Raw genomic sequence first — 16,202 nt, forward strand, 5'->3', positions numbered from 1 at the left:
TGCACTGCAAAAGCGGGGATGGACGCCTGTTTAACCGCCGTGATCGCGATCGGATCAACCGTTGGGGAAACCGATCGGCAAGCAATATGACTCGGAGAGACGCACTGGACCGCATGACGACGTGGAAACTGCCCGCGCCCGCCAGTAGTGTGTTTCTCGCAACGTGTCGTTGGGCTCGTAGTGCGTCGCTGATTTGCGCGACCAGCGCGGGGCTGTATGGCTGTCAGTCAGCCCTCGAGCAATCCTATCAGCCGAGCGTCGGCCCATCATCGAATCCCCAGATCGTCGATGAAGTCCAGAAGAATGATCCTCGTGCCGCGATGGGTGCGCGTGAGCATCCACGGATCGTTGCGAGCTATGGCGGTGAGTACAAGGATGCAAAGACCGAGCGGCTGGTTGCCCGCATCGCTGGCGCGTTGACGGCTGTCTCCGAAAACCCCAGCCAGTCGTATCGCATCACGATCCTGAACTCCCCGGCGATCAACGCTTTTGCCCTGCCGGGCGGCTATCTCTACGTGACGCGAGGCCTGCTCGCGCTCGCCAACGATGCCTCGGAAGTCGCGGCCGTCCTCTCGCATGAGATGGGCCACGTGACGGCGAACCACGGTATCGAGCGACAGAAGCGTGAAGAGGCCGAGGTCATTGCCAGCCGCGTTGTGGCGGAGGTCCTGTCCAGCGACATCGCCGGCAAGCAGGCGCTGGCACGCGGAAAGCTGCGCCTCGCCGCATTCTCGCGGCAGCAGGAATTGCAGGCCGATGTCATCGGCGTGCGGATGCTCGGCGAAGCCGGCTACGACCCCTATGCGGCGGGGCGCTTCCTCGATTCCATGGCAGGCTATAGTCGGTTCATGTCGGTGGACCCGGATGCCGACCAGAGCCTCGACTTCCTCTCAAGCCACCCGAATTCCGCCCAACGCATTGAGCTGGCGCGCGATCATGCGCGTGCCTTCGGACAGGAAGGCAAGGTCGGCGATACCGGCCGCAACTACTATCTCGATGGCATTGATGGCCTGCTATATGGCGACAGCCCGGAAGAGGGCTACGTCCGCGGACAGACATTCCTGCATGGCGGCTTGGGCATCCGTTTCGACGTCCCGCCCGACTTCAAGATCGACAACAAGGTCGAGGCCGTCATGGCGACGGGACCGGGCGATGTCGCCATCCGTTTCGACGGCGTTGCCGACAACCAGAACCAATCGCTGACGAACTATATTTCCAGCGGCTGGGTCACCGGCCTCGATCCATCGAGCATTCGCCAGGTCACCGTCAACGGCATGGAAGCCGCCACGGCGCGCGCAAGCGCCGATCGTTGGGACTTCGACGTTACTGTGGTGCGCAACAACTCGCAGATCTTCCGTTTCCTGACAGCGGTTCCAAAGGGCAGCGCGACGCTGCAGCAGACGGCCGATGTCCTGCGCGCAAGTTTCCGTCGCATGACGCCGGAAGAAGCCGCTTCGCTGAAGCCACTTCGCGTGCGCGTCTTAACCGTTCGCGCCGGGGACAACATCACGACGCTCGCCGCGCGAATGATGGGAACGGATCGAAAGCTTGATCTCTTCAAGCTCATCAACGCCCTGCCGACAGGCGCGTCGGTGGCGCCCGGCGATCGCGTCAAGATCATATCAGAATAAACAAAGCCCGGCTTTCGCCGAGCTTTTGTCCTGCTGGGATAGGCTCACGCCGACGCAGCCATATACGGATCCGCGCTTACAAGCGCCGTACGCAGCTTTTCCATTGCCCGGCTTTCGATCTGACGCACGCGCTCCTTGGAAATGCCGAGATCCGCGCCCAACTCTTCGAGGGTCGCACCATCCTCAGCCAGCCTGCGGGCACTGATGATCTTCATTTCACGCTCGTTGAGATGCGTGAGGGCAGACGCCAGCCATACCCGGCGGCGCTCCCCGTCGATCATGTTGGTGACCTGCTCATCGGGAAGCGGCTCATTGCTGACCAAGAAGTCCATCTTCTCGGCACTGTCCGCATCGCCGGAAACCGAAGGCGCTTGAAGCGAAGCATCATTGCTGGAAAGACGCGCATCCATGGTCTGGACGTCGGAAAGGCTGACGCCGAGGGCGGCTGCGATCTCCTGGTGAATGGATTGCAGTGTAAGCTGTGTATCGCCCTTGGCGAGCTTGGCGCGGAGCCGGCGCAAATTGAAGAACAGCGCCTTTTGCGCCGAACTGGTACCACCGCGCACGATCGACCAATTGCGCAGAATATAGTCCTGAATAGACGCGCGAATCCACCAGCTGGCATAGGTCGAAAAGCGCACGTCGCGTTCCGGCTCGAAGCGTGCAGCCGCCTCGAGCAGACCGACATAGCCCTCCTGAACCAGGTCGCTCATCGGCAAGCCGAAATTTCGAAACTTTGCCGCCATGGAAATGACCAGACGCATATGCGCCATCGCAATCTGATTTCGCGCGCCACGATCCTCATTATGTTTCCAACGAACAGCAAGATCATGTTCTTCCTCACGCGCCAGATAAGGCGCGGCCATCGCAATCTTAATCATGCGCCGGTCTGCAGACATGTTCTTCATATCGGTCTCCTGAGCTCAGGCTAGCCCTAATTTGGGCAACAAATATCTGTTTCCGGACACAACGCGCCCGGATCGAAATCGTGGTTTGGAAGATATGAAGGCCTCGGCTCTGGATGTTTGCGACAGAGGCCCTAGTTTATTGTCTAGGTACCGTTCAGGCCATTCGGCGGGATCAGTTTCGTCAAGTTGCCGGCCGGGCAAGATTTGGAAGGCATGATCCGCTCCTCGTCACGTTGACTTCGAGGCGATCTGACGGGCCGCGGCCCGAACAGGTTCGCACTGACATTTTATAAACGCGCGACTGCGGAAAAAGTTCCAATAAAAAACCCGGCTCGATGGCCGGGTTTTTTGTGAGAAGTGACAGGCCTTTTTAAGCCGCCTCATCCTGGGATTCGTCTTCCTCGATCGCCTTGCCGCGCTTCGGACCCTTGTTCAGGTTGGTCTCGACCAGACGGACGGCTTCGGTTTCGGACATTTTGTTCACAGCGGCAATTTCGCGCGCCATGCGATCAAGGGCCGCTTCGTAAAGCTGACGCTCGGAATAGGACTGCTCCGGCTGGTTTTCGGCACGGTAGAGGTCGCGCACGACTTCAGCGATGGAAATCAAGTCGCCGGAATTGATCTTGGCATCATATTCCTGCGCGCGACGGGACCACATGGTACGCTTCACGCGTGCCTTACCCTGCACAACCTTCAGAGCACGCTCCACGAAATCGGTCTCGGAGAGCTTGCGCATACCAATGCTCATAGCTTTCGCGACCGGCACCTTCAGACGCATTTTGTCCTTTTCGAAATCAATTACGAAAAGTTCCAACTTCATGCCGGCGACTTCTTGCTCTTCGATGGAGCTGATGGTACCGACGCCATGTGCGGGGTACACGATCGATTCACCGGTCTTGAAGCCATGGCGTGCTGCTGAAGGTTTTTTCTGCTGGGTCGTCATTCTATTCAAAAACTCCCTGTTACGCTTCCGGCGAGAGCCGGAGCCGGGTCAGTCAGGCCCGGGTGAGACGGTCGGATCCGTCGGGTGACTTTACTTCTGGCCCACCGGTCGAAAACAAAGCTATACCCCCGCGCGATTTTAGGACCTGACAGCTCAAGGCGTTGATATGTCACGGAAACCGAGCGTTAGTTGATTTGCTTTCTGGTGGTTTTGGGCATGCGACATGCCGCAAATGGATCAGTGATATTAAAGCTACCACAAAAATATGAGGAAATCAATAATTTACTGTGCATGAGTCATGCGGGCAACACATGTCACCCATATGCTCCAAGCACATTTCGCCCCATATCGCAGGCGTTAAAGCCGGATCGACCTAAGTCGATCAGTCGCCCGAACCGGGCTTCTCCGAGAAGTACTTTTCGAACTTTCCGGTCTCGCCGTCCAGTTCTTTTGCCTCAGGCATGGCATCTTTCTTGACCGTAATGTTTGGCCAGACGCTGGCAAACTCGGCATTGACCTTCAGCCACTTGTCCAAGCCCGGCTCGGTATCCGGCTTGATCGCTTCGGCAGGACATTCCGGTTCGCAAACGCCGCAGTCGATGCACTCGTCGGGATGAATAACGAGGAAGTTCTCGCCTTCATAAAAACAGTCGACAGGGCAGACTTCCACGCAATCGGTATATTTGCAGCGAATGCAATTGTCGGTCACGACATAGGTCATGAAGAACTCCAGGATTCTCGCTTAGATAGGGCCGGGCAACCTGGAACGTCACACCTTCCCTAGCCGGAAGAGCCGCGCGACCATGTTTGGGAAACCGTCATGCGATCCGGCAGGTTGTCTGTCAAGTATCGGCTTTGAAGGCGGATTTCAAGAATAAACCGATCTCAAAAAGGGCCAGTCGCGGCAGAGTTTTCTAATCATCGTCCGACATCAATCGATCGATTGCGCGGCGTTCCTTCTTCGTCGGTCTGCCGGCACCGGTCGCGCGTATCGCCTGTTCATAAGGCGTCAGCTTCGCGGCCTCTTCGGGTGATGGAGAAAGGTCGTCGTAGAGGAGCCTGGCTTCCTCGTAGGGTCCGCGTCGTTCACCGCCGGCCCTGACCTGCAGGATCAAATCCCGCCGCTCGAGCGTCAACTCGATCTTGTCGCCGATCTTGACCATCTGGCTGGGTTGGAGCACGCGCACACCGTTGATGCGCACGTGACCGGATTGAACATGGCTTTGCGCCAGCGAGCGTGACTTCACCATACGCGTGAAGAACAGCCACTTGTCGATACGCTGTCGCGAACCGGTTGCTGGCTGTGTCTCCCCGTCCATGATGTCTTACTTCTTCATCTGCTCCTTCAAGGCAGCGAGCTTGGCGAAGGGTGAATCCGGATCAATCGGCTTTTCCTTGCGCGGCGGCTTCGCCTCGAAGCGCAGCGACTGGTTGCCGCCACGATTATTGTTGTTGCGGTCCTTGCGATCACCGCGATCCTGACGGTCGCCGCGTTGCTCGTTGCGGTCACCGCGCCCCTGATGCGGCTTGCCGCCGTCCTTGCGCTGCGGACGACCGCCCTCGCCCGCTTCCGAGCCGCCGCCGTTACGACGGTTGCCGCGATCCTGAGGCTGGCCTGCACGACGCTCGCCCTGCTGGCCGCGTGGCTGACGCTGCGCATCGCTCCGACCGGCGAGGCGCCATAGAAGTACCGGCTTCGGCTCCTCTGCTTCCCCCGCTTCCGCAACGGGCTGGTCTTCAACGGCCGCCGGCTGTTCGACAACGGCTGCCTCCGAACCGCTCTCCTCTGTGACTGCGTCCGCGTCGTCGTGATCGGAAGCTTCGGCAGCAGCCTCCACGGTCTCCGTGACCACAGGTGCGGCTGTCATGACCTGAGCCGCAAGATGCGCTGCGGCCTCCTCCGCCTTCACGGCGTCGGCACGGTAGCCGAGACCCTTCAGGATCTCTTCCATGTCTTCCAGCGTCGCGCCGAGAATGGAGAGCATCGCCGTTGTCGTGGTGAAACGACGACCGTCGTAAGCACCTTCCGGACGATTGGCCTGACCGGGCTTCCACTGCAGCAGCGGCCGGATGATATCGGCGAGGCGCTCAAGGATATCGATACGAACGGCGCGCTTTCCAAGGAAGCGGAAACCGGCAAGCTTGTAGAATGTGCGCTCGAAGGTCGGGTCGGTGACGACGGACGTACGGCCAGCGGCCAGTACCGGAATGAGATCGCCATAGCCTGGCTTGTCCAGGCCGTCGTTCTTCAGAGCCCAAAGCAGGGTAATCAGCTCCGCGGGCGCGGGCTTCAACAGAGCCGGAACAAAAATGTGGTAGGCACCGAAACGCACGCCGTAGCGACGCATCGAAGCACGAGCGTCCTGATCGAGAGACTTCACCTCTTCCGTGACATCGCGACGGAAAAGCACACCGAGGTTCTCGACGAGCTGGAATGCCAGCCCCTTGGCAAGTCCCTGCAGGTCTTCGGCGCGCGACAGATCGTCGAGCGGCTTCAGAACCGTGCTGATGTGATGATTGACGAACCGCTCGATACGGGCGGCGACGTGATCGCGCGCATTGCTCGTGAGCTGCTCGTCTGCCAGCAAGACCACCCGCGGACGCATGATGTGGTCGCTTCCCAAAAGACGCGCCACCGGATCGCCCAGCCAACGGATCAAACCGTCCGAACTGATTGCCAGATCGCCATTACCGGCAGCATGAAGACGTGCTGCACGTGCCTCGAATTCAAGCGCCAGCGCTTTCTGCGACGCAGACTGGACTGCCTTGGCGTCAGGTCCGTCTGCTCCCGCAACAGGCGTGAACCGGAATCCCGACAACTGCCCCACATGATGCCCTTCAACGAAGACATCGCCATTTACACTGATTTCAGCTTCCAGCATCGCATTCTCTCTCAGGCGCTTCATGAGCACAGATGTCCTGCGATCAACAAAGCGTTTCGTCAACCTTTCATGTAACGCATCGGACAATCGATCTTCGATTTCCCGCGTCTTTTCCTGCCAGTGTGTCGGATCGGCAAGCCAGTTGGGCCGATTCGATACATAGGTCCACGTCCTTATCTGCGCGATTCGCGCCGAAAGCGTGTCAATTTCACCATCCGTTCGATCGGCGCGATGAACTTGTTCCGCAAGGAAGTCCTCGTTCACCGTGCCATAGCGCACGAGATCCGAAAAGAGGGTGGAGATGAGATCGGCGTGTTGGGCGGGCGCAATGCGCCTGTAATCAGGCAAAGCGCACGCTTCCCAAAGCTTCTCCACACGCGCTGGCGTTTTGGCGAGATCAACGATCTCCGGATAGCGCGACAGATGCTCCAAGGCCTGCTGGTCGACGGCGGGAAGCGCCCGCGTCAAACCGGTCACGCTCGGTCCGGTCTCGAGGCTTGCGCGCAAGGCGTGGAGCGAGGCGAAATCCAGGTTCTTGGTTCGCCACTGCAGCACCTTGATACTGTCGAACTGGTGCCCCTCGATCCGCTCGACAAGCTCCTCGTCGAACGGATCGACATGACCCGTGACGCCGAAGGTGCCATCCCGGACGTGCCGGCCCGCGCGACCGGCAATCTGAGCGAGTTCGGCAGGATTCAAATTGCGGAATTGGTAGCCGTCGAATTTCCGGTCCTGCGCGAAGGCAACGTGGTCGACATCGAGATTGAGACCCATTCCGATCGCGTCGGTGGCGACGAGATACTCGACATCACCAGCTTGATAGAGCGCGACTTGCGCATTGCGCGTCCGAGGGCTGAGCGCACCGAGGACAACGGCAGCCCCGCCGCGCTGGCGCCGTATGAGTTCCGCGATGGCATAGACCTCGTCCGTCGAGAAGGCGACGATTGCCGAGCGCTGCGGCAGGCGAGTGATCTTCTTCTGACCCGCGTAAAAAAGCTGAGAAAGCCGCGGCCGTTCGACCACGGTAATGCCTGGAAGCAATTGCTGCAGGATCGGGCGCATGGTGGCGGCGCCAAGCAACAGCGTCTCGTCGCGCCCGCGTAAGTGAAGGATACGATCGGTGAAGATGTGTCCACGCTCAAGATCTCCAGCGAGCTGAACCTCGTCGATGGCAACGAAAGCCGCCTTCGTCTCGCGCGGCATCGCCTCGACCGTGCAGACCGAAAAGCGCGCATTGGGAGGCGAAATCTTCTCTTCGCCGGTAACCAGCGCAACGTTCTGGACGCCCACCTTCTCCACGACGCGCGAATAGACTTCACGCGCCAGCAAGCGCAACGGCAAGCCGATCACACCTGTCCCATGCGCGACCATACGCTCGATAGCATAATGCGTCTTGCCGGTATTCGTGGGCCCGAGCACCGCGGTCACGCCGCGCCCGGACAATATCATCGGCTGCGATGTCAGAGTCATGGTCCTGCAAGAGGGGCGCAACGCCCCCGAAGTCAAATCGGCACGTGTGAAGCACACAACACATGGACAGCCGTACCCACAAACGCAAGGGCTGATTTCTAATTTGCCATACCGATTTTCGACGCACGAATAACTTGCAGGGTACACGCACTGCGATTCGGAACAGCGCAAGAACGAATCAGAGACGAATCGCTGCCGAGCTCCGATTCAGGGTTTGTTCACGGCTAAGTATTGATTTTGAATCGCTTTTTTCCACAAGATGCTGAATCGCCAGATTCTACCTTTGCGAGTGTTGCCGATCGTCTGGCCCTCATTTCTCAGCTTCATGCGCGCTGATAGCCGGGTTTCGACACGCTGACCCCGGCGTCACGATTTGAGCAAAATGCCTCCGTGCGACGAAATCTCCATGATTCTGCTGCTTTGCACGCCACAACCTATTGTATTTAATGGATCTTTAGGCATATTTCACGAATGGCCTGCGCGAAATCGTGCAAAACTACGATAAGCTGGCTAGGAACGTGAGACTATTTGAAGGCTAAGACGTGGCGTAAAAGGATTTGGCGGAACAAAAAGCCGGCAAACGTGTTTTCTGCTCATTCTAATGGAATGCGTCGAGGTCACAGAAAATGCTCGGAACCATACTTCTTATAATCCTTATTCTGCTTCTGGTCGGGGCACTCCCGAATTGGGGATATAGCCGCGCTTGGGGTTACGGCCCTTCCGGCGGTCTTGGATTGGTACTCGTAATCATCATAATTCTAGTGCTTCTGGGCCGGATCTAGTGGCCAGTAACTTGGGGAGTAATAAAATGATGAAGAAAATTGCAGCAACGATGGCACTTTTGGCGGCCTTGGCATCCTGCACGCCGACTGAACAAGGCACCGCAATCGGTGCCGGTACCGGTGCTGTCATCGGCGGCGCGATCAGCCACAGCTGGGGTGGCGCGGCTGTCGGCGCCGTTGCTGGTGGTCTGGCCGGTGCCCTGATCGGTCAGTCGGTTGAACGCCGCGGCTATTGCGTCTACCGCGACCGCTATGGCCGCCGCTACGAAGCGCGTTGCCCGCGTTAAACACTACCAATTGTTTCAGAAAGGCGCTCGATAAATACCGAGCGCCTTTCTGAACTCACAACGATCTTAAGTCGGCATACAGACACTAAAAAGCGGTCGAGCAATCCCGCTTGTGCAAGCGCTATTTCGCGGGCCGGCTCATCACCGGTTGTCGCAGCACGAGGGCGCCTTAGCCAGGAAGAATAGCTGGCAAAATCCAAGATTTTGGCAGCAGAAAGCCGCAAGGCAGCGGAACGAAGGCAAAGCTCGAGGCAGCAAAGGGTTGGCCAAAAGACCAACCCCATCCACTTGAAGTCGATCAGCTCGCGTAGGTGACCAGCAGGTCCTTGGCATCGATCTGGTCGCCCGCCTTGACGAGCACTTCGGCGATCGTGCCGTCCTTTTCGGCGTGGATCGCCGTTTCCATTTTCATGGCTTCGATCGACACCAGAACGTCGCCGGCGCTGACCGTCTGGCCGGCCGCGACGAAGGCGCGGGAGATGACGCCCGGCATCGGCGCGGCGACATGGGCGGCATTGCCTGGCTCCGCCTTGCGGCGGGCAGCGGCACCGGTAGCGCCATGGGCGCGATCCGGAACCTTGATGCGACGCGGCTGGCCGTTGAGCTCGAAGAACACCGTGACCATGCCCTGGCTGTCGGTCCCGCTCATCGCCTGGTTGACGATGACGAGCGTCTTGCCCTTCTCGATGTCCGCGAACAGCTCGCCACCATCAGGCAGACCGTAGAAGTAGGCAGGCGTCGGCAGAACGGAAACCGGGCCATAGGTGTCGGATGCCAGCGCGAAGTCGGTGAAGACCTTGGGATACATCAGGTAGGAGGCGAACTCGAAGTCGTTGACCTCGCGCTCCAGCTTGGTCTCGATGGTCTTGCGCTCCGCATCCAGATCGGCGTCTTCAAGCAGCGAGCCGGGACGCACCGTATAGGGCGCGTCGCCCTTCAGCGCCTTCTTCTGCAGTGCTACCGGCCAACCCGACGGCGGCTGACCGAGATCGCCCTTCAGCATCGAGACGACGGATTCGGGGAAGGACACTTCCTTGTCGGCGCTGACGACGTCAGCGACGCTCAAATCCTGGGAGACCATCATCAGCGCCATGTCGCCGACCACCTTGGAGGACGGCGTCACCTTGACGATATCGCCGAACATCTGGTTGGCGTCGGCATAGGCCTGAGCCACCTGGTGCCAGCGGGTCTCCAGACCGAGCGAACGGGCCTGTTCCTTGAGATTGGTGAACTGGCCGCCCGGCATTTCGTGCAGATAGACTTCCGAAGCCGGTCCCTTGAGATCGCTTTCGAAGGCCGCGTACTGGTGGCGCACCGCTTCCCAGTAGAAGGAGATGCGGCGGATCCATTCCGGATCGAGGCCCGGATCACGCTCGGAGCCGCGCAGCGCTTCGACGATCGAGCCGAGGCAGGGCTGCGAGGTGTTGCCCGACAGCGCGTCCATGGCCGCATCGACGGCATCGACGCCGGCATCGACGGCAGCCAGAACGGTTGCGGCCGCAATGCCCGAGGTATCGTGCGTATGGAAGTGGATCGGCAGGCTGGTCGCCTCGCGCAGCGCCTTGAACAGCACCTTGGCAGCGGCCGGCTTCAACAGGCCCGCCATGTCCTTCAGCGCAATGATATGCGCGCCGGCCTTTTCGAGCTGGACGGCAAGATCGGTGTAATACTGCAGGTCATACTTCGGACGCGCCGAGTTCAGGATATCGCCGGTATAGCAGATCGCCGCTTCGCAGAGCTTGTTCTCTTCGGCCACCGCATCCATCGAAACGCGCATGTTCTCGACCCAGTTCAGGCAGTCGAAGACACGGAATAGATCGATACCGCCGGCAGCGGCCTGACGGACGAAGTATTTAACGACGTTATCGGGGTAGTTCTTGTAACCGACGCCGTTGGCACCGCGCAGCAGCATCTGCAGCAACAGGTTCGGCGCCGCCTCGCGCACTTGGCCCAGACGCTCCCACGGATCTTCCGTGAGGAAGCGCATCGAGACGTCGAAGGTGGCGCCGCCCCAGCATTCCAGCGAGAGCAGGTTCGGCAGCGCATGCGCATAAGTACCGGCGATACGGGCGATATCGTAGGTGCGCATACGAGTGGCGAGCAACGACTGATGGCCATCGCGCATCGTCGTGTCGGTCATCAGCACGCGCTTTTCGTTGCGCATCCATTCACCGAATTTCTTAGGACCGAGCGTGTCGAGCAGCTGCTTGGTGCCGTCCTTGATCGTCGTGCCGTTGGTGTAGGGCACGACAGGCTCGGCGGCATCCGCCGTCGGGCGCGGCCGATCCTTGGCCTCGGGGTGGCCGTTGACGGTGACGTCGGCCAGGTAGGTCAGCAGCTTCGTCGCGCGGTCCTGGCGCTTGACCTGCTGGAACAGCTCCGGCGTCGTGTCGATAAAGCGCGTGGTGTAGCTGTTATCCTTGAACTTCGGATGCGTGATGATCGCTTCCAGGAAGGTCAGGTTGGTGGCGACGCCGCGGATACGGAATTCGCGCAACGCGCGGTCCATGCGCGAGATCGCTTCCGAAGGGCTAGGCGCCCAGGCCGTGACCTTGACCAGCAGAGGATCGTAATAGCGGGTGATGATGGCGCCCGAATAGGACGTGCCGCCATCGAGACGAATGCCGAAGCCGGATGCCGAACGATAGGCGGTGATGCGGCCGTAATCCGGGATGAAGTTGTGCTCCGGATCCTCGGTGGTGATGCGGCACTGCAGGGCATGGCCGTTGAGACGGATATCGGCCTGTGCGGGGACGCCCGATTCCGGAGTGCCGATCGCGAAGCCGTCGAGAATATGGATCTGCGCCTTGACGATATCGATGCCGGTGACGACTTCGGTGACCGTGTGTTCGACCTGGATGCGCGGATTGACTTCGATGAAGTAGAATTTGCCGGTATCGGCATCCATCAGATATTCGACGGTGCCGGCGCCGACATAGCCGGTGGCACCCGCGATCTTCAGCGAGTAGGCGGCCAGTTCCTGACGCTGCGCTTCACTGAGATAAGGGGCAGGCGCGCGCTCGACGACCTTCTGGTTACGGCGCTGGATCGAGCAGTCGCGCTCGAAGAGATGCACGACATTGCCGTGCGTATCGCCGAGAATCTGGCTTTCGACGTGGCGGGCACGCTCGACGAGCTTTTCCAGATAGACCTCGTCCTTGCCGAAGGCGGCCATAGCTTCGCGCTTGGCTTCCGTCACCTCGCGCGCGAGATCCTTTGGGTCGCGGATGGCGCGCATACCGCGTCCGCCGCCGCCCCAGGAGGCCTTCAGCATGACGGGGTAGCCGATGTTCTCGGCCATCTTGGCAACGACGGCCATGTCGTCAGGCAGCGGTTCGGTCGCCGGCACGACCGGTACGCCGACCGAGATGGCCAGATTACGCGCCGCGACCTTGTTTCCAAGCTGACGCATCGTATCGGCGCGCGGGCCGATGAAGATGATGCCAGCCTTGTTGCAGGCATCGACGAATTCCGGGCTTTCCGACAGCAGGCCGTAGCCCGGATGGATCGCATCCGCGCCCGACAGCTTGGCGACACGGATCACCTCGTCGATCGACAGATAGCTCTCGATCGGGCCGAGATCACGCGCAAGATGAGGACCGCGGCCAACCTGGTAGCTCTCGTCCGCCTTGAAGCGGTGCAGCGCCAGCTTGTCCTCTTCCGCCCATATCGCGACCGTTTTTATCCCGAGTTCGTTTGCCGCGCGAAACACGCGGATGGCAATTTCGGAACGGTTGGCAACAAGTATCTTGGAAATGGGCAATGCAGTCTCCTCACGGCATCGAAACGGGCAATGCTGCACCCGCGAAGAGAAGTCTTAACGCGCTGTCACGGAAAGTTCAATTTCCTGAGCGGCCTTAAATAGAATTTCTCTAATCAGGTGATCAGCCCGTGCCGGAAGGCGACCGCCACGGCGTGCTGCCTGTTCTTGGCTTTCAGCTTATCCTGCAGGCCGTTCACATACCAATCCACGGTATGATTGGAAATCTTCAGCGACTTGCCGATCTCGACCGAGGTCATGCCTTCTGCCAGGTATCGCAGGATTTCGGTCTCCCGTCGCGTTAGTCGCGCCTCTGCTTCCGCTGAACTCTCGAGCGCCTGAGCACGTCCGTTGAGCTCGAGAATACGCCAGAACCCTTTTCTGGCGACCGCATCGAAGAGCGAAATTTCGACGGGAGAGAGGTCGACGGGCCGCTTTCCGCCTACCATCATATTGCCGAGGACGCCTGTTCGCCCGTGAATGGGAAACGTGTACCCGTCCTTGAGACCGTGCGATGCGGCATCGGCCATCATCATGTCCATGCGCCGGAAGTTCGGATCCTTGCGAAAGGCTGCCAGGCCTTCCTTCCAGCGAAACGGTCTCTGCGTATAGGCAAGGTAGCGGATGGTCGGGTCGCTGAGAATGTATTTCTTGGCGAGATAGATTTGCGGCCAGGAATCCGGCCAGTGGCCGGCGAGGATGCGCCCGTTCGGATCCTCGCCTTCCTTTATCCGCCGCAGCAGACCAAAAAAGGAGAAACCATAAGAGAGGATGACGTGCTTGATCTCATCGACCACCGCCTCCGGCTTGCGGCACTCTTCCAGGACGACAAGCAATTGAATTAAAGAATGAATATTCACAAAATCGCCCCTGTTCCCGTGTTAGGCGTCTGTGTGACGCCACCGCGTGGGAGCTGCCCGTATCGAAGCGGAATTGAATGCAATGGAAGTCATGATTCAGAATATGAAACATGGTGTGCCACTATGGCATCCACACGCAAGCTTTAATTGCACCGCGTTTGCATTTCATTCAAAAATTTTATTTCTACTGCCGGCTGACAGTGGTCCTTGGTGACCGGCATGACCGCCATGAACGCGTCGTTAATCGCCGGTTCAGATAGTTTTTTGTAGCATCGCAACATTCACTATTTCGCAGGTGCACAAAGAGGTATCATCGTGTCTCTATTCAAGGTCTATGCTAGAGCTTTGCGCTATCTCGGCGCCTACAAGCTCCGCGTATCCCTCGTCGTTATTGCGAATATCGTTCTCGCAGCGATCACCATCGCCGAGCCGGTACTTTTCGGTCGCATCATCGATGCGATCTCCGGCAAGGGTGACGTCAAGCCGATCCTGTTCATGTGGGCTGGATTTGCTGTCTTCAATACGATCGCTTTTGTCCTGGTCGCCCGTGAGGCTGACCGGCTGGCGCATGGTCGGCGTGCGACGCTTCTGACGGAAGCATTCGGCCGCATCATTTCCATGCCTCTGTCCTGGCATCACCAGCGCGGCACCTCCAACGCCCTGCATACACTGTTGCGCGCCTGTGAAACGCTGTTCGGCCTCTGGCTCGAATTCATGCGCAACCACCTCGCAACCGTCGTGGCCATCGTCATCCTGATCCCGACCGCAATGTCGATGGACATGCGCCTGTCCGGCGTGCTGGTCGTGCTTGGTATCGCCTACTGGCTGATCGGTCGCCTTGTCATGAGCCGCACCAAGGACGGCCAGGCATCCGTCGAGAACCACTACCACACCGTCTTTTCGCATGTCAGCGACTCGATCAGCAACGTCTCGGTGCTGCATAGCTACAACCGCATCGAAGCCGAAACCAAGGCACTGCGCTCCTTCACAGATCGTCTGCTGCAGGCCCAGTATCCTGTTCTCGACTGGTGGGCGCTGGCCGGCGCGATGAACCGTATGGCGTCGACTATCGCCATGATGATCATCCTGGTCATTGGTACCGTCATGGTTCAGGCCGGCGAGCTGCGCATCGGTGACGTCATTGCCTTTATCGGCTTTGCCAACCTGCTGATCTCGCGTCTCGACCAGATGCGCCAGTTCGCAACGCAGATTTTCGAAGCACGCTCCAAGCTCGAGGACTTCTATACCCTCGAAGACTCGGTCCGTGAACGCGAAGAGCCTGCCGGCAATGCAGACATTACCGACGTCAAGGGCGAAGTCGAGTTCCGCAACGTGTCGTTCCGCTTCGGCAACACTGCGCAGGGCCTGCACAACGTGTCCTTCACCGCCAAGGCTGGTCAGACGGTTGCGATCGTCGGCCCGACCGGCTCGGGCAAGACCACGATGATCAACCTGCTGCAGCGCGTCTATGACCCCGACAGCGGCCAGATCCTGGTCGATGGCCACGATACGACGAAGGTGACTCGCAAGTCGCTGCGCCGCTATATCGCCACCGTGTTCCAGGATGCCGGGCTGCTCAACCGTTCGATCAGCGACAACATTCGCCTCGGCCGGGAAGGCGCTTCGGACGAAGACATGCGTCGTGCAGCCGAAGCTGCAGCCGCAGCCGACTTCATCGAGACCCGCGAAGACCAATACGACACCCATGTCGGTGAGCGCGGCAACAGGCTTTCGGGCGGCGAACGTCAGCGTGTGGCAATCGCCCGCGCCATCCTCAAGGATGCTCCGATCCTGGTGCTTGATGAAGCGACAAGCGCGCTCGACGTCGAGACCGAAAACCGCGTGAAGGCCGCCATCGACAATCTACGCCAGAACCGCACCACCTTCATCATCGCCCACCGCCTCTCGACGGTTCGCGAAGCTGACAAGGTTCTGTTCCTGGACAATGGCCGGGTCGTCGAGGAAGGCAGCTTCGATGAACTTAGCCAAAGCAACGGCCGCTTTGCTGCCCTGCTTCGCGCCAGCGGCATCCTTACGGACGAAGAAGTCCGCAAGGCACATACGACAGAGGCCGCTTAAAAACGGTCGAGCAATAGCTTAAAAAAAGCCGGATGGTCTCGCCATCCGGCTTTTTTCTTGTTTGGGTGGCTGCAACGCGTATCCGTCTTGGGAGGAAGAGCATGAAGGTCCGACGCATCGTAGGCAATATCGAGACACCCGATCCCACCGCCGCGAGATCCTTCTACGGCGACATCCTCGGCCTCGATGTTGTCATGGATCACGGATGGATCGTCACCCTCGGCTCAGATGAGCTGATGCAGACACAGGTCAGTTTCGCGCGCGAAGGTGGAGGCGGAACACCGGTCCCGAGATTGTCGGTGGAGGTGGATGACGTCGACGATGCCTTCACCGCGATGACGGCAGCGGGCTTCGAAGTTACCTACGGTCCGAAAGATGAATCCTGGGGCGTCCGGCGCTTCTATGTGCGCGATCCATTCGGGACGCTTGTCAACATCGTCTCCCACAGAACCGATTAGATTGCCGCCAGAATTCACGCGAGATTCCATAGCATTAGACTAAAGTCATAATTCCAAAGCCTCTCTCTTTATGAGGGCGATTTTCTGCCACACTCCACTTAGGCGAACTGTGACCGGTCGAGCTTTGAGGAGAGTGAGGTCG

12 protein-coding genes are annotated in these 16,202 nt (G+C 59.2%); 5 read left to right on the plus strand and 7 right to left on the minus strand.

Features of this window, described 5'->3' with window-relative positions; genetic code table 11:
* Positions 1-113: 113 nt before the first annotated feature.
* Entirely contained in the window at positions 114-1,631 is a 1,518-nt protein-coding gene (locus ASE04_RS01470) for a M48 family metalloprotease (protein ID WP_443216836.1), read from the plus strand.
* Between the two features lie 44 nt (positions 1,632-1,675).
* Here the strand turns inward: ASE04_RS01470 and ASE04_RS01475 are convergent, their stop codons facing one another.
* The 5 genes from ASE04_RS01475 to ASE04_RS01495 all read right to left on the minus strand — a co-directional run bounded on the left by ASE04_RS01475 (position 1,676) and on the right by ASE04_RS01495 (position 7,834).
* Entirely contained in the window at positions 1,676-2,539 is an 864-nt protein-coding gene (locus ASE04_RS01475) for an RNA polymerase factor sigma-32 (RefSeq protein ID WP_056810799.1), read from the minus strand.
* Positions 2,540-2,909: 370 nt separating this feature from the next.
* Positions 2,910-3,482, minus strand: a complete 573-nt coding sequence (locus ASE04_RS01480; RefSeq protein ID WP_056810802.1) for a CarD family transcriptional regulator — start codon at positions 3,480-3,482, stop codon at positions 2,910-2,912.
* A 382-nt stretch (positions 3,483-3,864) separates the two neighbouring features.
* Complete coding sequence (fdxA, locus tag ASE04_RS01485; RefSeq protein ID WP_056810806.1) at positions 3,865-4,203, minus strand: ferredoxin FdxA; 339 nt, start codon at positions 4,201-4,203, stop codon at positions 3,865-3,867.
* Between the two features lie 193 nt (positions 4,204-4,396).
* On the minus strand, positions 4,397-4,801 hold the full coding sequence (locus ASE04_RS01490) for an RNA-binding S4 domain-containing protein (RefSeq protein WP_056810809.1): 405 nt from the start codon (positions 4,799-4,801) through the stop codon (positions 4,397-4,399).
* 6 nt (positions 4,802-4,807) lie between these two features.
* Positions 4,808-7,834 carry a helicase-related protein gene (locus ASE04_RS01495; RefSeq protein WP_056810813.1) on the minus strand — a complete coding sequence of 1,009 codons (3,027 nt, stop codon included), beginning with the start codon at positions 7,832-7,834 and terminating at the stop codon, positions 4,808-4,810.
* A 626-nt stretch (positions 7,835-8,460) separates the two neighbouring features.
* On the opposite strand from ASE04_RS01495, the gene ASE04_RS29775 reads away from it, so the two are divergent.
* Together ASE04_RS29775 and ASE04_RS01500 are read left to right on the plus strand one after the other, a co-directional pair.
* Positions 8,461-8,616 (plus strand): DUF3309 family protein, encoded by a 156-nt coding sequence (locus ASE04_RS29775; RefSeq protein ID WP_082597221.1) that lies wholly within the window; start codon positions 8,461-8,463, stop codon positions 8,614-8,616.
* 26 nt (positions 8,617-8,642) lie between these two features.
* Entirely contained in the window at positions 8,643-8,903 is a 261-nt protein-coding gene (locus ASE04_RS01500; protein ID WP_056810816.1) for a YMGG-like glycine zipper-containing protein, read from the plus strand.
* A 298-nt stretch (positions 8,904-9,201) separates the two neighbouring features.
* On the opposite strand, the gene pyc is transcribed toward ASE04_RS01500, so the two are convergent.
* Together pyc and ASE04_RS01510 are read right to left on the minus strand one after the other, a co-directional pair.
* The gene (pyc, locus tag ASE04_RS01505; protein ID WP_056810818.1) at positions 9,202-12,666 is read right to left on the minus strand and encodes a pyruvate carboxylase; all 3,465 of its coding nucleotides are present in this window, start codon (positions 12,664-12,666) and stop codon (positions 9,202-9,204) included.
* Positions 12,667-12,779: 113 nt separating this feature from the next.
* Entirely contained in the window at positions 12,780-13,523 is a 744-nt protein-coding gene (locus ASE04_RS01510) for a helix-turn-helix transcriptional regulator (protein WP_056810820.1), read from the minus strand.
* A gap of 315 nt (positions 13,524-13,838) precedes the next feature.
* Here ASE04_RS01510 and ASE04_RS01515 point away from each other — a divergent pair, with 315 nt between their 5' ends.
* Positions 13,839-15,602 (plus strand): glucan ABC transporter ATP-binding protein/ permease, encoded by a 1,764-nt coding sequence (locus ASE04_RS01515; protein ID WP_056810824.1) that lies wholly within the window; start codon positions 13,839-13,841, stop codon positions 15,600-15,602.
* 101 nt (positions 15,603-15,703) lie between these two features.
* On the plus strand, positions 15,704-16,060 hold the full coding sequence (locus ASE04_RS01520) for a VOC family protein (protein ID WP_056810827.1): 357 nt from the start codon (positions 15,704-15,706) through the stop codon (positions 16,058-16,060).
* Positions 16,061-16,202: the final 142 nt, after the last annotated feature.

The organism is Rhizobium sp. Root708, assembly GCF_001429725.1.
Classification (GTDB): Bacteria; Pseudomonadota; Alphaproteobacteria; order Rhizobiales; family Rhizobiaceae; genus Rhizobium.